Source organism: Rathayibacter sp. AY1B5 (genome assembly GCF_002932795.1).
Classification (GTDB): Bacteria; Actinomycetota; Actinomycetes; order Actinomycetales; family Microbacteriaceae; genus Rathayibacter.
In genome coordinates this window covers 61,570-78,331 of sequence record NZ_PSWM01000002.1, presented here as the reverse complement: position 1 = coordinate 78,331, position 16,762 = coordinate 61,570, and the positions used below count along the sequence as shown (strand labels likewise).

Sequence of the window (16,762 nt, the reverse complement as noted above, 5' to 3'; positions counted from 1 at the left end):
CGGGGCGGCCCACCGGTGCATCGCCCCGACGACGCCCGCCCCCTTCATCCGCTCGCGACCCGAGGAGCAGCCGTGCCCAGAGAACAGGGACAGAAGGTCGTCGCGACCAACCGCAAGGCGCGCCACGACTACCTCATCGAGGACACCTACGAGGCGGGCCTCGTGCTCACCGGCACCGAGGTGAAGTCCCTCCGGGCCGGCCGCGCGTCGCTCGTCGACGGCTACGCCTTCGTCGACGGGGGAGAGGCGTGGCTCGACGCCGTCCACATCAACGAGTGGGCGCAGGGCACCTGGACGAACCACCCGCCGCGCCGCAAGCGCAAGCTGCTGCTGCACAAGGCGCAGATCCTCAAGATCCACAACAAGGTGAAGGAGGGCGGGTACACGCTGATCCCGCTCTCGCTGTACTTCAGCGACGGCAAGGCCAAGGTCGAGCTGGCCGTCGCCAAGGGCAAGAAGGACTACGACAAGCGCCAGGTGCTCCGCGAACGCCAGGACCGCCGCGAGGCGGACCGCGCGATGTCGACCCGTCGCCGCCTCGGCGAGTAGGCCCCGCAGCGGGTGCTGCCCGACGGGTGCCGCGCAAGCCTCTTCTTCGCGCCCGGTGCTTTGGGAGACTGGGGCTCGTGACCTCCTCCGAGAACAGCGCCCCCGCCGCCCTGAGCGCCGCCGATGAGAAGACGCGGTGGCGCGCCTTCGCGGTGAGCGTCGGAGTCGCGGCGATCACGATCCTCGACCTCTCGAAGGTCAATGTGGGCCTTCCGTCGATCGAGCGCTCGCTCGGAGCGGACGCGAGCCAGCTGCAGCTGATCGTCGCGGGCTACGCGCTCGCCTTCGGCCTGGCGCTCGTTCCGGCCGGCCGGCTGGGCGACATCCGCTCGCGCCGGCTCCTGTTCCTCATCGGACTGACCGCGTTCACGGTCACGAGCCTGCTCTGCGCCGTCGCCCCGACGATCGAGCTGCTCGTCGTCGCGCGCTTCCTGCAGGGCGTCGCCGCGGGCATCCAGATGCCCCAGGTCCTCGGCCTGGTGCAGCAGATGTTCACCGGCGCCGAGCGGGCCCGGGCCTTCGGTGTCTTCGGCGCGACCATCGGCCTGTCGACCGCCTTCGGCCCGACCCTCGGCGGTCTCCTGATCGCGATCGGCGGCGAGCAGGACGGCTGGCGCCTGCTGTTCTGGATGAACATCCCGCTGGGCGTGGCCGCGCTCGTCTTCGCCTGGAAGCTCATCCCGAAGAAGCGCTCCCGGCCCGAGGGGGACAGATCCCTCGACCCCGTCGGCCTGCTCCTGCTGGCGGTCGCGATCTTCGCGTTCATGCTGCCGTTCCTGCTGACAACGGGCTCCTCCTCGGACTCGCCCTACCGCTGGTTCTGGCTGGTCCTCGCCGCGGCCGCCGCCGCAGTCTTCGTGCGCTGGGAGGCGCACTACGCCGCGTCGGGGCGCACGCCCGTGATCGACTTCCGCATCTTCCGGACCAGCTCCTACCGCAACGGCATCCTGGTCGCGACCTCCTACTTCGCCGCGATCCCGGCGACCTTCCTCCTCACCACGCTGTTCCTCCAGCAGGGGCTCGGTCTCGAGCCGGTGTTCGCCGGCATGGTGAGCATCCCCTTCGCTCTGACCTCGGCGGTGACCGCCTGGTACGGCGGCAAGCTCGTGCAGCGCTACGGCCGCGCGCTGGTGGTGCTGGGCATCGTGCTCGTGGTCATCGGCTTCACGCTCGTGCTGCTCGCCGCCGAGCTCCTCCCGGCCGAGACCGCGGCCTACGGCATGGGTGCCGCGATGCTGGTCGCCGGGGCCGGCGGCGGCTTCGTCGTGTCGCCGAACCAGACGCTCACCCTCGCCGAGATCCCGCCGGCGCAGGGCGGGGTGGCGGGCTCCGTCGGCCAGCTCGGCCAGCGCGTGGGCACCGCGGTCGGCACGGCCTGCGCCTCCGCCGTCTTCTTCGCGACGCTGGCGAGCGAGCGGGGGATGGCCGAGGGGCTGGACCAGTACCACGACGCCTTCCGCAACGGGTACTTCGTCACCCTCGGGCTGATCGCGCTGGCACTCGTGCTCGGCCTGCTCGATCTTCGCCACCGCCGGGTGAGCGCCCGCGGAGCTGAGGTAGACTAGGGCCCGTAACTCCACAGTGTGCGACGAACGACCCACTCCAGCGGCCTCCGGGCCGTCGAGTGCTCGCGGGGATGATCGGTTTCGACATTGCCTGCGAAACTGCGAGAAGCGGGTCGAGGATCCAGGGTCATCTCGTCAACGATCCCTGGAAAACACAGGTGCCGAACAGAAGCGCACCGACTTCGCTCTCGCTGCCTAAGCCAGAGTAGATAGTCCGTCAGCCCGTGGGTGCGTCCTCGCCCCGGATCCTGGCGTCATCTAGAGGACTTGCTGCGTCGTTACGCCTGAGGGCGACGCGGGACTTGCACTCGGGCTGGGCCCGTCGACCGATGCGCCGATGGTAACGGTCGGGGCCGAGCAGAACGCTCTCATCGGCTACACCCGTAGAAGGCGCAGAATCACAGCGATGGACGGGGGTTCGATTCCCCCCATCTCCACCACCGGTCGTCGTCGCACACTGGGAGCTCCGCTCCGCCGCCCTCACTACGGGCGCACGTCGAGCTGTCTGATCCGCCCGTAGAGGGTGAGCATCGCCAGCCGGTCGTCGTCGTCGTGCGCGGAGCCGGAGAGAGCCTGCGGCGGGGCCCAGTCCCGGTAGAGCACGCCCGGCGCCAGCACGGCCACGGCGGTGCCCGCCGGGTAGTGGGCGCCGCGGTCCACCGGCAGCTCGGCGAACGCGTCGGGCAGGAGCCTGTGCAGGACCTCCAGAAGAGGGCGGAGCCGTGCTGCTCGCGCCTCGTGCACGGAGAGAGTCACGGCGTTCATGGCGGCGAGCGCGGCCACCAGGTGCTCGGCGGCGGCGTCGTCGTCGCAGCGCTCGGTGACCAGCAGCGACACCACGCCGCGCGGCTTCAGCCAGCCGAGCGTCGCGGCCTCGGCGTCTCCGCCCACCGAGACGACGCGGTCGGAGGCGTGGGCGTAGTCGTGCAGGAGCCGCGACCAGACGTCGCCCGGACCGGGCCCGTCGACCTGCGCGACCGCCTCCGCTGCAGCGAGGAGGGAGCTCTGCCGGTGGAGCCTCGGAAACAGGCTGTCGGCCGGTCCCCAGTGCTGCTCGGCCGTGCGCGAGCGCTCGGGGCGTTCCTGGTCGTGCCGGTCCTGCATGTCGACTCCTGAGCCGCCGGTCTCCGCACCCCCTCGCGCCTGCCGGTCGTCCCTTCACCCTGCGCTCCGGCGGGGCGCGTGTCAATGCGCCGAACGGGGGGTCGACTGGAGCCGGAGGTCAGCGAGCGGAGCCGAAGAGGCTGCCGGTGGTGGAGTCGTCGGCCGGATCGAGGACGGCGCAGACGATCGTGCGGTCGCCGTGACGCCAGCCGACCTCGGAGGGGACCAGCGAGCGGTACTCGAGGGCGGAGTCGCCGTAGGCGATCCCCATCACGGCGCCGAACTCCGGCTCGCAGCCCGCCTCAGCCTGAGCGAGCAGCGTGTTGCGACTGGTGTAGCGGTCTCCCGGCTGAGCGAACGTGTGGAAGACCTCCAGCGCGTGCTCCTCGGCGCACGGGACGACGTCCACGTCGGCGATGCGGTCGTCGCCCGGGTCGGCCAGGCAGTCGCCGCGCCGCAGCGAGAACACGTCGGTGACGCCCGCGGTGACCACCGCGCCGCCCTCGTCGCGCACAGCCTCGGGACCGTCCGGGCCGACGACGGAGGAGCAGCCCGAGAGCAGCAGGAGGAGCGCCGCCGAGGCGAGCGCGGCCGTCCTGCTCCTCATCGCGGCGCCACGATCGCGAGCACCTCGTCGTGCAGCAGGCCGTTGGTGGCGACGGCGCTGCCGTGCCAGGGGCCGTCCTCCCCGTCGGCGGAGGTGAAGCGCCCGCCCGCCTCCTGCACGATCGGCACCAGCGCAGCGAGGTCGTAGGGCTTCACGTCGAACTCGCCCGCGCCGTCGAGCAGCCCCTCGGCGACGAGCATGTAGGGCCACGCGTCGCCGTAGGCCCGGTCGCGCCAGACGGCTCCGGCGAGCTCGAGCAGCTGCGGGAGCCGGCCCGCGCCGACCCACTGCTGGATGCTGTTGTAGCTGAAGGTCGCCGAGGCGAGGGTGTCGATCCCCGAGACGCGGAGCGGGCGCGGCTCCGCCCCGCCCTCCAGCTCGACGGCCCAGGCGCCGGAGCCCTCGGCCGCCCACCAGCGCGTGCCGAGAGCGGGAGCGGAGACGACTCCGACGACCGGGACGCCGTCGACCGCGAGCGCGATCAGGGTCGCCCAGATCGGGACGCCGCGGAGGAAGTGGGCGGTGCCGTCGATCGGATCGAGGATCCACTGCCGCGAGGCCTCGCCCGAGGTGCCGAACTCCTCGCCGAGGATCGCGTCGTCCGGCCGCTCGGCGGCGAGCAGCGCGCGGATCGCCTCCTCGACGGCGCGGTCGGCGTCGGTGACCGGGGTGCGGTCGAGCTTCGTGTCCACGACGAGGTCGAGCGCGCCGAACCGCTCCCGCGAGATCGCATCGGCCGCGTCCGCCAGGCGGAGGGCGAGTCGGAGGTCGTCGTCGAGGCTCTGGTCACTGCTCTGCGGGGTCACGCGACCACGATACCGGTGGGCCCCGCGGAGCCTCCGATCGCTGCCGCGGGCGGTCCGCCGCGCTCGATTTGACGAGACGGGGGGAGACGCTGGTAGTGTGATCCCTCGGTTCGGCACGCACGATCAGCCGGCCGGAATGCACCTCTAGCTCAATCGGCAGAGCAACTGACTCTTAATCAGTGGGTTCTCGGTTCAAGTCCGAGGGGGTGCACCAGCAGCCCCGCACCTCCTCGTGAGGTGCGGGGCTTCGTCGTTCCCGGAGCCGACCGTTCCCGGGCCCGTCCGGTCCCGACCGGACTCCTGACGGCGCCTCCGACGGCACGCCGACCAGGGCTGCAGAACGCCGACGGCTCCCGGCCGCCGAGAGGATCCCGAGGTCGAGGGCGGCGGAGGGTCGGGATGGGCAGCGCCTGAGCATCCGCACGGTGTCCGGCGCAGAATGCGGACCGACCCCCGTTCGCGTGGCAGGATCTCCGTTCGCTTCCGTTTCCCCTCCCGAAAGGACCGATGTGCCCGAAGACGTCCTCCCCGTGATCGGCTCGATCGCGCTCGCCGTGGTGATCGCGGTCGTGATCGCCGTGGTCGCGACCGCCGTCGTCGCCCTCGTGCTGCGCTCCGTCGGCAAGCGCAAGACCTGGGCGCGGCTGCTGATCCGGCGTCTGCGCATCCCGTTCCGCGTGCTGCTGATGACCATCGCGGTCTGGGCCGCGCTCGCCGCCACCGTGTCGGGCGACCCCTGGCCGGGACTCGTGCAGCGGGTGTTCCAGATCGCCACGATCGGCGCGGCGGCGTGGGTGATCGGCTCCCTGTTCGTGTTCCTCGAGGACCTGGGCGCCGAGCGCTACCGGACCGACACGGCCGACAACCGCCGCGCCCGCCGCCTCCGCACGCAGATGACGATCATCCGGAGGGTCGCCGTGGCGGCCGTCGTGGTCATCGCGATCGGCGCCTCGCTGCTGACCTTCCCCGAGGCCCGCACGGCCGGTGCGAGCCTCCTGGCCTCGGCCGGCGTGCTCTCGATCGTGGCGGGCCTGGCCGCGCAGTCGAGCCTCACGAACATCTTCGCCGGGATGCAGCTCGCCTTCAGCGACGCCATCCGCCTGGACGACGTGGTGATCGTCGAGACCGAGTGGGGGCGGATCGAGGAGATCACGCTGACCTACGTCGTCGTCCACCTCTGGGACGACCGCCGCCTGGTGCTGCCCACGAACTACTTCACGACCCAGCCGTTCCAGAACTGGACCCGCACTGGATCCGAGCTGCTCGGCGCCGTCGAGCTCGACCTGGACTGGCGGGTGAGCCCCGAGCAGATGCGCGACGAGCTGCACCGCATGCTCGAGGAGACCGACCTCTGGGACCGGCGCACCAGCGTGCTGCAGGTGACCGACGCGACGGGCGGCTTCGTCCGGATCCGGGTGCTGGTCACCGCGAAGGACGCGCCGACGCTCTTCGACCTGCGCTGCTACGTGCGCGAGCGGCTCGTCTCGTGGCTGCACGAGAACGACCCCGTGGCCCTTCCGCGTCAGCGCGTCGAGATGGAGCGGGAGCCCGCTCCCACCGCGACCCCGCGCCGGCACGGGTCCTCCGCCCCGGACAACCTGTTCTCGGGCGACGAGCGCTCGAACGAGCGGGGCGCTCTGTTCACGGGACTCATCGACATGCGCGACACCCCGACCCGCGACACCCGCGGAGTCCCCACCCGCGACCCGCGCGACTGACCCCCTCCGCGAGATGCCACCTGTGACGACGACACGCCGAGAACGGGCGTCACAGGTGGCATCTCGCGGGGGTCGGAGCGGGCGGAGGGGCGCCTAGCGGTTCACGGAGCTCATGTCGGCGTAGCGGTCGCCGACGGGGGCCTCGAGCGAGCCGAGGACGTCGAGCTGCTCCGGAGTCAGCACGAGGGCGTCCGCGGCGGCGTTCTCCTCGATGCGCGAGACGCGCTTGGTGCCCGGGATCGGAGCGATGTCGTCGCCCTGGGCGAGCAGCCAGGCGAGCGCCACCTGAGCGGCGGTCGCGTCCGCCTCGGCCGCCACGCGGTCGACGGCCTCCACGATGCGCAGGTTCGCCTCCAGCGCTCCGTCGGCGAAGCGGGGGTTGTCGCGGCGGAAGTCGTCGCTGCCCAGCTCGGCGACCGAGCGGATGCTGCCCGTGAGGAAGCCGCGGCCCAGCGGCGAGTACGGCACGAAGCCGATGCCGAGCTCGCGGAGGACCGGCAGCACCTCCGCCTCGGGGTCGCGGGTCCAGAGCGAGTACTCGGACTGCACCGCGGTGACCGGGTGCACGGCGTGAGCGCGGCGGATCGTCGCGGGCGCCGCCTCCGAGAGGCCGTAGCCGCGGAGCTTGCCCTCCTGGATCAGCTCCGCGAAGGCCCCGGCGGTCTCCTCGACGGGGACGCCCGGGTCCATGCGGTGCTGGTAGTAGAGGTCGATGCGGTCGGTGCCGAGGCGCGCGAGCGAGCCCTCGACGGCGAGACGCAGGTTCTCCGGGGAGCCGTCGAGTCCGCGGCTCCCGTCGCCGCGGTGGCGGATCATGCCGAACTTGCTCGCCAGCACGACCTCGTCGCGGCGACCGGCCAGCGCGCGGCCGAGCAGCTCCTCGTTGGTGTACGGGCCGTAGATCTCGGCGGTGTCGAGGAACGTGACGCCGAGCTCGAGGGCACGGTGCACGGTGCGGATCGACTCCGCGTCGTCGGTGCCGGCGCCGGTGTAGAACGCCGACATGCCCATCGCGCCGAGGCCGAGGCGCGAGACCTCGAGGGCGGCGACGTCGGATCCGAGGGTGATCGTCTTCATCAGTGGGTGGTCCTCTCCTGGTACGCCGCGATCTTGATGTCGATCGCGGCGAGGCTGGCATGTGTCCGGGCGAGCTGCGCCTCGACCTCCTCGCGGTGCGTCCGGAGCAGTGCGAGGCGCTCCGGCTCCGTGGCGGGCCCGGTCCGGAGGAGCCGGGCGTACTCGCGGATCCGCGCGATCGGCATCCCGGTCGCGCGGAGCTTGCTGAGGAAGTCGACCCAGCCGACGTCGGCCGGCCGGTAGCGGCGGTGCTGCGACGAGGCGCGCTCGACCGGGTCGAGCATGAGCCCGGCGCGTTCGTAGTAGCGCAGGGTGTGCACGGTGAGACCGGTGACGGCGGCGACCTGCGAGATCGACAGCACCTCCGGCTCGGCCGGGGCGGCGGTGGCGGTGGACATGGCGTCAACCTACGACCTCGAGTGCGCTCGAGGTCAAGCGGGAGCGGCCGGCTCAGCCGACCTCGCGGCTGAAGCCCAGGAGGGCTTCGGCGATGCGGGCGTCCGCCTCCTCGTGGCTGATGGTCGCCTCGCCGTCGCCCGCCTGCGGCCCGTACCACCCGAAGTCGGCGTGATTGGCGCCGTCGATCTCGACGAGGTCGGCGGAGGAGGGCAGCCGGACGCTCGCGTCGGCGACCTTCTCGGGGGTGCTGAGCCCGTCCTCCGATCCGCTGACGCTGAGGACGGGGAGCTCGGAGCCCGAGAGGTCGTTCGCGCAGTAGCTCCCGAGCAGCACCAGGCCCGCCACCGCCGGGTCCTCGGCCCACTGGCAGGCCTTCACACCGCCGAGGGAGTGGCCGCCGACGAGCCAGCGGTCGACGCCCTCGGCCTGGCCGGTGAAGGTCTCGAGGGAGCGCAGGTCGAAGAAGGCCAGGTGCAGGATCGGCCGCGTGATCACGACGGTCGCTCCGGCGTCGACGAGCGGAGCCAGAGTCGCCTCGTAGGAGGAGGCGTCGACCTTCGCCCCCGGGATGAAGACCAGGCCCGTGCCGGCCAGCTCGCCGGTCGAGGTCGGCGTCATCACGAGTGCATTGTCCGTGCGCTCGACGGCGACCGCCGGATCGGCGCGCACCCGTGCGAGGGCGTCCTCGTCCGGGCCGCTGACGATCGAGCTCCAGGTGAGGAAGCCGAGGACCGCGACTCCGAGCACTCCGCCGATGCTCGTGAGCACGACGCGGCGGCGCCTCATCGGGCTGCCGCGATCGCGTCGGCCGCCTGCACGAGGGCGAGGTGGGAGAGGGCCTGGGGGGTGTTGCCCGCGTGCCGGCGGCCCTCGACGTCGTACTCCTCCGAGAGGAGGCCCACGTCGTTGCAGAGCCCGACGAGCCGGTCCATGAGGGTCCGCGCGTCGGCGATCCGGCCGGAGTCGGCGTACTGCCGGACGAGCCAGAAGGAGCAGGCGAGGAAGGGGTGCTCCCCGCCGGCGAGGCCGTCGACCGAGGACTCGGTCCGGTAGCGGTGCAGCAGGCCGTCCTGGAGGAGCACGCGCTCCAGCTCGGCGACGGTGCCGAGCATCCGCGGGTCGTCGGGGCGGACGAAGCCGACCATCGGCAGGACCAGGAGCGACGCGTCGACCTCGGGGGAGCCGTAGGACTGCACGAAGTGGCCGCGCTCGGCGTCGTAGCCCTGGGCCTCGATCTCGGCGCGCACCTCGTCGCGGAGGCGCTCCCAGGTCTCGACCGGACCGGGCAGGCCGTTCTCGCGCACGGCGCGGACGCCGCGGTCCAGGGCCGCCCAGATCATCACTCGCGAGTGCGTGAAGTGGCGGGGCTCACCGCGGATCTCCCAGATGCCGTTGTCCGGCCGCTGCCAGTTGGTCTCGACGAAGCCCAGCAGGGCGCGCTGGAGCGGCCAGGAGAACTCCGTCTCGTCCACGCCGGCCACGCGGGCCTCGTGCAGCGCGACCATCACCTCGCCGATCACGTCCGCCTGGTACTGGTCGACGGCGGCGTTCCCGATCCGCACCGGGGAGGCGCCGTCGTAGCCGGGCAGGCTCGGCATCTCCCGCTCGGGCAGGTCGCGCTCGCCGGCGAGGCCGTACATGATCTGCACGTCCTCCGGGGCGCCCGCGACCGCGCGGAGCAGCCAGGCCCGCCACTTCTGCGCCTCCTGCTCGAACCCGTGCGCGAGAAGGGCCTGCAGGGTGAGCGAGGCGTCGCGGAGCCAGACGTAGCGGTAGTCCCAGTTGCGGGCGCCGCCGAACTGCTCCGGGAGCGAGGTGGTCGCCGCCGCGACGATGCCGCCGGTCTCGTCGTCGGTGAGGGCGCGGAGGGTCAGCAACGAGCGGACGACGGCGTCCCGGTGCGGGCCGTCGTAGTCGATGGCCGACGCCCACTCGGACCACCACGAGAGCGTGCGCTCGAGCGCGCGGTCGACGTCCAGGCGCTTGGGCGCCCGCTGGTGCGAGGGGAACCACGCCATCGAGAGGTCGACGACCGCGTCCGCGTCGACGTCGAACTCCGCGGCGTGGGCGTGGTCGACGGCCTTCAGCCGCACTCCGCGCACCACGACCGCGTCGGGGCCCGCGACGGCGACGAGCAGCGGGTCCTCGTCTGTCCCCTCCTGCCGCACCCAGGGCATGGTCCGGGCGTAGTCGAAGCGGATGCGCAGCTCCTGCCGCATCCGGACGGTCCCCGAGACTCCGCGCACCCGGCGCACCAGCTCGGCGCGCTCGTCGCGCAGCGGCATCACATCCACCACCTCGACCACGCCGGTCGGGGTCGTCCAGCGGGTGACCAGCGCGAGCGTGTCGCCGAGGTAGTGGCGCTCGCTCGTCGCCGCCCCGTCCACCGGCCGCAGCGACCAGCGCCCCTGGTCGTCGCCGCCGAGGAGGGCGCCGAAGACGGAGGCGGAGTCGAAGCGCGGCAGGCACAGCCAGTCGATCCCTCCGTCGCGGGAGACGAGAGCGGCTGTGCGGCAGTCGGAGAGGACGGCGTAGTCCTCGATCGGGGAGACCATGCGGCGATCCTCTCAGGTGCGGCTGTGGCCTCCCAGTCAAGGCGGAGCGGGGCTCTTCAGCGCGGCCGTAGGGTGAGCCGCATGGCACAGACCGTCTCGACCCTGCTCATCCTCGGAGCGACGGGGGACCTGTCCTCGCGGCTCCTCCTCCCCGCCGTCGGCCAGCTGCTGACCCGCGAGACCGACCGGAGGGTCCACCTCGTCGGCGCGGGGCGCGAGGACTGGACCCAGGAGCACTGGCACGAGGTGCTGACCGCCTCCTTCGCCACCGTCGAGGCGCAGGGCGAGGGTGTGGACGCGCTCACCTCCGGCACGCGCTACCAGCAGGTGGACGTCACCGATCCGGAGGCGCTCGCCGCCCTGCTCGCGAGCTGCGACGGACCGGTGGCGGTCTACTTCGCTCTCCCGCCGGCGATCGCGGCGAAGGCCTGCGAGGCGCTCGCCGCCCACGACCTGCCGGAGGGCACCGTGCTGGCGCTGGAGAAGCCGTTCGGGACCGACGAGGCGAGCGCGCACGCCCTCAACGAGCGCCTCGCCGCGCTGGTCCCCGAGGACCGCATTCACCGCGTCGACCACTTCCTCGGCCGCGCGACCGTGATGAACGTGCTCGGCCTGCGCTTCGCGAACCGGATCCTCGAGCCGCTGTGGTCGGCCGAGCACATCGAGAGCGTCGAGATCGTCTACGACGAGCAGCTGGCCCTGGAGGGGCGGGCGAGCTACTACGACGGCGCGGGCGCGCTGACCGACATGATCCAGAGCCACCTGCTGCAGGTCCTCGCGGTGATCGCGATGGAGCCGCCGTCCTCGCTCGACGCGGCCGACCTCCGGGACGCGAAGTCGATCGTCCTGCGCGCCACGCGCCTGCACGGCGACGACCCCGCAGCGAGCTCGCGCCGTGCCCGCTACACGGCGGGGACGATCGACGGCCGTGAGCTGCCCGCCTACGCGGACGAGAAGGGTGTGGACCCCGCTCGCGGAACCGAGACGCTGGCCGAGCTGGTCGTCGAGATCGACACCTGGCGATGGGCCGGCGTGCCGTTCACCCTCCGCTCCGGCAAGGCGCTGGGAGAGCGGCGGCGCGAAGTGGTCATCCGCTTCAAGCCGGTGCCGCACCTGCCCCGCGGCTTCGTGGGCAACGAGGCCCCGTCCGTGCTGCGGCTGTTCCTCGCGCCCGACCAGATGTCGCTCGAGCTGAACATCAACGGCCCCGGCGACCCGTACACGCTCGAGCGCGCCTCGCTGGAGGCGACCTTCGGCGCGGGCGAGTTGCTCGCCTACGGCGAGGTCATCTCGGGGATCCTCGACGACGACCCGTCGCTCTCGGTCCGCGGGGACGCCGCCGAGGAGTGCTGGCGCATCGTGCAGCCCGCGATCGACGCGTGGCACGCGGACCGGGTGCCGCTCGACGAGTACCCGGCGGGCAGAGAGGGCCCCGAGAGCTGGCCGGCGGTCTGACGGGCGGCCGGGGGAGGGGCCGTCGCGGGGGATCCCGAGACGGCGGCGGTGCCGCCTCCTGGATCAGCACGAGGTGCGGCGGTGCCGCCCACTCGGTCAGCAGGAGGGGCCCGGTCAGGAGGAAGGGGCTCGGTGCCCGCTCGATCAGCGGGAAGGGCGACGTCGCTCGTCCGCTCGGCCGGAGGGCGATGCGGTCGGCTCGACCGCGCGCGTCAGGAGCGGGTCGCGACGGGGGTGTCGACGGCGACGTCGGCAGGGGTCGGCTCCGCCCAGACGGCGATGGGCTTCGGCTCCCAGGTGAGGGCGGCCGGCTCCACCGGAGGAGTGGAGGCGCGCATCGCGGGGATCGCCTCGGTGACGGGGGACGAGGTCCGCTCGGCGCCGGCGCGGAGCTGCTCCTCCTGGATGGCGGCGGAGAGCTCGTGGGCGAGGGAGCGCGCGAGCATTCCGTGGAAGATCGGGTCGCGGTCGTCGTGGCTGCGGCGCGTGACGACCCAGGCGCCCTCGGATCCGACGAAGGCCGCGAGGCGCTCGTGGACGACGGCGAAGAGCTCGTCCTGAGTGAGGACGGGGGCCGCCTCGACGACCTCGGGGGCCGGCGTGCGACGCCTCAGACGAAACCTCATGACGAACCCCGTTTCCCGTGCCGGCAGCGACTGGGAACAGTGTCGCCGCCACCGCCTCGCGAGCCCGGCTGACACGCCGCCCCGCGGGGAGGCGGCGCGTCAGGAGGGCCTAGCGGTCGCGCTTCGCGCCGCGCTCCTCCGAGACGATCTTCTTGGAGTCGTAGGACACGGAGCCCAGGGCGACGGTGACCGAGATGGCCCAGCTGACCCACTGGAGGGCCAGGCGCCAGTCGCGCGGGCCCTTGCGCGTGGTCTGCAGGATCGACCAGCCGCCGACGATCGCGCTGATGACGCTGGAGTTGAGGATGAACTTGCGCATGCGTGTGCCTCCCGTGTTCACCCCGACGCTAGCGGGTGCGAAAGCTCTCAGAGGAACGCTTGACAGCACCGAGGGGTTGTCCCGCTACGGTGGACCGCCGCCGGGACCCGAATCCTCGAGCCGGGGCACGCCGAGGAGAACGGGAACGACATGCGCACGGCTGTGATCGGGGCGGTGCTGCTCGTCGTCGGGGCGGCGGCCGTCGTCACGGGGGTCCTCCCGATGGACGCGCTGGGCGAGCTGGTCGAGCGGACGGCGCCGATCCTCGGCTTCGTGGTCGCGGTGACCGTGGTCGCCGAGCTGGCCTCCGAGGCCGGCGTCTTCACGGTGGTCGCCGAGCGCTCCGCCGAGTGGGGCCGCGGGCGGACCGCGGTGCTCTGGCTGCTGGTGGTGGCGATGGCCGTCGTCAGCACGGTGTTCCTCTCGCTCGACACGACCGCCGTGCTCCTGACCCCGGTCGTGGTCCTGCTCGCGGCGCACGTGCGCGTCCCGCCCCTGCCGTTCGCGATGGCCACGGTCTGGCTGGCGAACTGCGCCTCCCTCCTCCTCCCCGTCTCGAACCTCACCAACCTGCTCGCGCAGCGGCGCCTGGGGGTCGAGGGCCCCTTCGCCTTCGCCGCTCTGACCGCGGTCCCCGCGCTCGTCGCGGCCGTCGTGCCCGTGCTGATCCTCGCGATCCGCTACCGGCGCGAGCTGGCCGGGCGCTACACCCCGGGGGAGCGCACGCCGGTGGAGGACCGGGTGCTGCTGGTCGGCGCGGGGATCGTCGTCGCGCTTCTCCTGCCGGCGCTCGTCTCGGGTCTCGAGGTGTGGATCCCGGCGACGGTCGCCGCCGCCGCGCTGATCGTCCTCTTCGCGGTGCGCCGTCCCGCGGCGCTCACGCCCGCCCTCCTGCCGTGGCAGCTCGTCGTCTTCGCGGCGGGCCTCTTCGTGGCGATGGAGGCGGCGCACCAGCTCGGGCTGGGCGCGGCGCTCGCCGTGGTCGCGGGCGAGGGGAGCGGGACGCTCGACCTGCTGCGCCTCGCCGGCTCCGGGGCCGTCGCCTCCAACCTGGTCGACAACCTGCCCGCCTACCTCGCCCTCGAGCCGGTCGCGGCGGATCCGCTCCGCCTGGTCGCCCTGCTGATCGGCGTGAACGCCGGACCGCTGATCACCCCGTGGGCCTCGCTCGCCACCCTGCTCTGGCACCAGAGGCTGACCGCGCTGGGCGTGCACGTCTCGTGGCGCCAGTACGCGCTCCTCGGACTCGTCGCCGTCGTCCCGACGGTGGGCGGAGCGACGCTCGCCCTCGCCCTCGTGCAGGGCTGATCCCCCGTCCCCCGCGCGGGGTCGGCTGATAGCCTCGACGGGCACGACGACGGCTCGACCGACGAAAAGGGACCCTCATTCCTCCGCACTCCGCTTCCTCCTCCTCCGCCGCTGACAGGACCGACGACGGGACCTCGGGAGGGACCGAGCGCAACGCGTTCGTGGTCGTCTCGAACCGCCTGCCGGTGGACCGCGTCGTGGCCGAGGACGGCACCGCCTCCTGGAAGACCTCGCCCGGCGGGCTGGTCACCGCGCTCGAGCCCGTGATGCGCGCGAACGAGGGCGCCTGGGTCGGCTGGCCCGGCGTGGCCGACGAGGAGGTCGCCCCGTTCGTCGACAACGGCGTGCAGATCGTCCCCGTCGCCCTCAGCGCGCAGGAGCTCGAGGACTACTACGAGGGCTTCTCGAACGACACGCTGTGGCCGCTGTACCACGACGTGATCGCGCCCCCCACCTACCACCGCGACTGGTGGGACGCCTACGTGCGGGTCAACCAGCGCTTCGCCGAGGCGGCCGCGGCCGTGACGGAGGAGGACGGCGTGGTCTGGGTGCAGGACTACCAGCTCCAGCTCGTGCCGAAGATGCTGCGCGAGCTGCGCCCCGACGTCACGATCGGCTTCTTCAACCACATCCCGTTCCCGCCCTACGGGATCTTCGCGCAGCTCCCGTGGCGCCGGCAGATCGTCGAGGGCCTGCTCGGCGCCGACGTCATCGGCTTCCAGCGCCAGGGCGACGCGGGCAGCTTCCTCCGTGCGGTCCGGCGGCTGCTCGGCTACGACACCCGCAGCACGGTCGTCGAGGTCCCGGTCGAGGAGGAGGCCGTCGGCGGCACCCGCCGCGTCAACCGCTCGCGGCGCGGGGCGAGCGTGCGCCCGGTCGTCGCCCGGCACTTCCCGATCTCGATCGACTCCGCGTCCTTCGAGGCGATGGCGCGCACCCCCGAGATCCAGGCCCGCGCCGCCGAGATCCGCGCCGAGCTGGGCAACCCCGCGACGATCATGCTCGGCGTCGACCGGCTCGACTACACCAAGGGGATCGGCCACCGCCTGAAAGCGTTCGGCGAGCTCCTGGCCGACGGCCGCCTCACCTCCGAGGACGCGGTGCTGGTGCAGGTCGCGAGCCCGAGCCGCGAGCGCGTGGACACCTACCGGCAGCTGCGCGACGACATCGAGCTGCAGGTCGGCCGGATCAACGGCGACTACAGCACGCTCGGGCACCCGGCGATCAGCTACCTGCACCACGGCTACCCGCGCGAGGAGATGGTGGCGCTCTACCTCGCCGCCGACGTCATGCTCGTCACGGCGCTGCGCGACGGGATGAACCTCGTCGCGAAGGAGTACGTCGCCTCCCGCTTCGACAACGACGGCGTGCTGGTGCTGAGCGAGTTCGCCGGAGCGGCCGACGAGCTCAAGCAGGCCGTGCAGGTGAACCCGCACGACATCTCCGGGCTCAAGGACGCGATGGAGGCGTCGGCTCGGATGCCGCGCGTCGAGCGCACCCGGCGCATGCGCGCGCTCCGGCGCCGCGTGCTCGAGAACGACGTGGCGCGCTGGTCGGAGTCCTTCCTCTCCGCTCTCGCGGAGCACGCGGCCGGCCAGCAGCTCGACGTGCGCCCCGCCGCCCGCGGGCAGGAGGCGCCGCACGGCCAGGAGGCGGAGCACCGCGACGACGCGGCCCACGGGCAGGCGGCCGAGCTCGAGCGGGAGGCCGCGGACGACCGCGAGCTCGACGGCGGCGCGCGATGAGCGAGGGAGTGCCCGAGCGGCTCGCGGCGGCGCTGCAGGAGCTCGCCGCGACCGACCGGCTCCTGGTGGCTCTCGACTTCGACGGCACCCTCGCGCCCGAGGTCGACGACCCCGCCCGCGCGCGGGCCCTCCCGGAGGCGCGCGAGGCCGTGCTGCGGCTCCTCGCCCTCCCCGGCACCCGGGTCGCGCTGGTCTCGGGCCGGGCGCTCGGGAGCCTGGAGGAGGTCTCGCAGCTGCCGGACGAGGCGCTGCTGGTCGGCTCCCACGGCATCGAGATCCGCCTCGACCCCGAGGGGGACGCGGTCCGGCTCGACGACGACGAGCTCGAGAAGGTCGGAGTGCTGGAGGACGTCCTGAAGGGCATCGCCCGCGGGATCGACAACGTCTGGATCGAGGACAAGCCCGCCGGCTTCGCCCTGCACACCCGCCTCGCGACCGAGCGCCACAGCCGCGTCGCCCACGTCGTCGCCCTCTCCGAGGCGCGCGCCGAGGTGCAGGGGGTCACCGTCCGCGAGGGCAAGAACGTCCTGGAGTTCTCGGTCCGCTCGACCACGAAGGGCGAGGCCGTGCAGCACCTCCGCCGCTACACCGGCGCGACCGCCGTGCTCTACGCGGGCGACGACGTGACGGACGAGGACGCCTTCGCGGTCCTCGGCTCCGGCGACGTCGGCATCAAGAGCGGCGAGGGCACCACCGCGGCCTCCTACCGGGTCCGCGGCCCCGAGCAGGTCGCGCACGCGCTCCGGCTGCTCGCCGACCTGCGCGCGGAGTAGCCGCTCCCTCCCGGCCCTCCGCGCCCGCGGTCCCGATCCGCCGACTCGCCGCGGACGGCCGTCCTCCGACGCGGGGAGCAGCCGTTCGCGACGAGTCGGCGCTCCGCGGGGACGCCCGCATCGGGTGCCGCTGCCGGGGGCCCGGGCCGGGACGGG

Annotated in this window: 16 protein-coding genes, 1 tRNA gene and 1 other RNA gene; 9 read left to right on the top strand and 9 right to left on the bottom strand. The window is 73.0% G+C overall.

What is annotated here, in order from left to right:
• Positions 1 to 72: 72 nt before the first annotated feature.
• The 3 genes from smpB to ssrA all read left to right on the top strand — a co-directional run bounded on the left by smpB (position 73) and on the right by ssrA (position 2,554).
• Positions 73 to 549 carry an SsrA-binding protein SmpB gene (smpB, locus tag C5D44_RS02475; RefSeq protein ID WP_104223558.1) on the top strand — a complete coding sequence of 159 codons (477 nt, stop codon included), beginning with the start codon at positions 73 to 75 and terminating at the stop codon, positions 547 to 549.
• 77 nt (positions 550 to 626) lie between these two features.
• Positions 627 to 2,114, top strand: coding sequence for an MFS transporter (locus tag C5D44_RS02470; protein ID WP_104280728.1), 1,488 nt, complete (start codon positions 627 to 629; stop codon positions 2,112 to 2,114).
• A 67-nt stretch (positions 2,115 to 2,181) separates the two neighbouring features.
• Positions 2,182 to 2,554: a transfer-messenger RNA gene (gene ssrA / locus C5D44_RS02465) on the top strand.
• 43 nt (positions 2,555 to 2,597) lie between these two features.
• Here the strand turns inward: ssrA and C5D44_RS02460 are convergent.
• The 3 genes from C5D44_RS02460 to C5D44_RS02450 form a co-directional block, all read right to left on the bottom strand.
• A complete protein-coding gene (locus tag C5D44_RS02460; protein ID WP_104280727.1) occupies positions 2,598 to 3,218 on the bottom strand; it encodes a hypothetical protein in 621 nt (206 codons plus the stop codon).
• 118 nt (positions 3,219 to 3,336) lie between these two features.
• A complete protein-coding gene (locus tag C5D44_RS02455; protein WP_104276188.1) occupies positions 3,337 to 3,825 on the bottom strand; it encodes a septum formation family protein in 489 nt (162 codons plus the stop codon).
• Positions 3,822 to 4,631, bottom strand: a complete 810-nt coding sequence (locus tag C5D44_RS02450; RefSeq protein ID WP_104276187.1) for an inositol monophosphatase family protein — start codon at positions 4,629 to 4,631, stop codon at positions 3,822 to 3,824. The genes C5D44_RS02455 and C5D44_RS02450 overlap by 4 nt, the downstream gene beginning before the upstream one ends.
• A 138-nt stretch (positions 4,632 to 4,769) precedes the next feature.
• Here C5D44_RS02450 and C5D44_RS02445 point away from each other — a divergent pair.
• A tRNA-Lys gene (locus tag C5D44_RS02445) sits at positions 4,770 to 4,845 on the top strand.
• Positions 4,846 to 5,140: 295 nt separating this feature from the next.
• Positions 5,141 to 6,349, top strand: a complete 1,209-nt coding sequence (locus C5D44_RS02440) for a mechanosensitive ion channel family protein (RefSeq protein ID WP_181110047.1) — start codon at positions 5,141 to 5,143, stop codon at positions 6,347 to 6,349.
• Positions 6,350 to 6,442: 93 nt separating this feature from the next.
• On the opposite strand, the gene C5D44_RS02435 is transcribed toward C5D44_RS02440, so the two are convergent.
• The 4 genes from C5D44_RS02435 to C5D44_RS02420 are packed head-to-tail and all read right to left on the bottom strand — an operon-like array spanning position 6,443 to position 10,380.
• Positions 6,443 to 7,426: an aldo/keto reductase gene (locus C5D44_RS02435; protein WP_104276186.1), complete on the bottom strand. Its 984-nt coding sequence runs from the start codon at positions 7,424 to 7,426 to the stop codon at positions 6,443 to 6,445.
• Positions 7,426 to 7,824, bottom strand: a complete 399-nt coding sequence (locus tag C5D44_RS02430) for a MerR family transcriptional regulator (protein ID WP_104276185.1) — start codon at positions 7,822 to 7,824, stop codon at positions 7,426 to 7,428. Before C5D44_RS02430 ends, C5D44_RS02435 begins: the two co-directional genes overlap by 1 nt.
• 52 nt (positions 7,825 to 7,876) lie before the next feature.
• The gene (locus C5D44_RS02425; protein WP_104276184.1) at positions 7,877 to 8,611 is read right to left on the bottom strand and encodes an alpha/beta hydrolase; all 735 of its coding nucleotides are present in this window, start codon (positions 8,609 to 8,611) and stop codon (positions 7,877 to 7,879) included.
• Positions 8,608 to 10,380 (bottom strand): glycoside hydrolase family 15 protein, encoded by a 1,773-nt coding sequence (locus C5D44_RS02420; protein WP_104276183.1) that lies wholly within the window; start codon positions 10,378 to 10,380, stop codon positions 8,608 to 8,610. The genes C5D44_RS02425 and C5D44_RS02420 overlap by 4 nt, the downstream gene beginning before the upstream one ends.
• Before the next feature lie 81 nt (positions 10,381 to 10,461).
• Here C5D44_RS02420 and C5D44_RS02415 point away from each other — a divergent pair, with 81 nt between their 5' ends.
• Complete coding sequence (locus tag C5D44_RS02415; RefSeq protein WP_181118425.1) at positions 10,462 to 11,835, top strand: glucose-6-phosphate dehydrogenase; 1,374 nt, start codon at positions 10,462 to 10,464, stop codon at positions 11,833 to 11,835.
• 212 nt (positions 11,836 to 12,047) lie between these two features.
• Here the strand turns inward: C5D44_RS02415 and C5D44_RS02410 are convergent, their stop codons facing one another.
• On the bottom strand, positions 12,048 to 12,461 hold the full coding sequence (locus tag C5D44_RS02410) for a hypothetical protein (RefSeq protein ID WP_104280725.1): 414 nt from the start codon (positions 12,459 to 12,461) through the stop codon (positions 12,048 to 12,050).
• Positions 12,462 to 12,570: 109 nt separating this feature from the next.
• Complete coding sequence (locus C5D44_RS02405) at positions 12,571 to 12,780, bottom strand: hypothetical protein (RefSeq protein WP_104276180.1); 210 nt, start codon at positions 12,778 to 12,780, stop codon at positions 12,571 to 12,573.
• A 150-nt stretch (positions 12,781 to 12,930) separates the two neighbouring features.
• On the opposite strand from C5D44_RS02405, the gene C5D44_RS02400 reads away from it, so the two are divergent.
• The 3 genes from C5D44_RS02400 to otsB all read left to right on the top strand — a co-directional run bounded on the left by C5D44_RS02400 (position 12,931) and on the right by otsB (position 16,606).
• A complete protein-coding gene (locus C5D44_RS02400; RefSeq protein WP_104280724.1) occupies positions 12,931 to 14,088 on the top strand; it encodes an SLC13 family permease in 1,158 nt (385 codons plus the stop codon).
• A 161-nt stretch (positions 14,089 to 14,249) separates the two neighbouring features.
• Complete coding sequence (locus tag C5D44_RS02395; protein ID WP_104250140.1) at positions 14,250 to 15,833, top strand: trehalose-6-phosphate synthase; 1,584 nt, start codon at positions 14,250 to 14,252, stop codon at positions 15,831 to 15,833.
• Positions 15,830 to 16,606, top strand: a complete 777-nt coding sequence (gene otsB, locus C5D44_RS02390) for a trehalose-phosphatase (RefSeq protein WP_104276177.1) — start codon at positions 15,830 to 15,832, stop codon at positions 16,604 to 16,606. Before C5D44_RS02395 ends, otsB begins: the two co-directional genes overlap by 4 nt.
• The last annotated feature ends 156 nt before the right edge of the window (positions 16,607 to 16,762 follow it).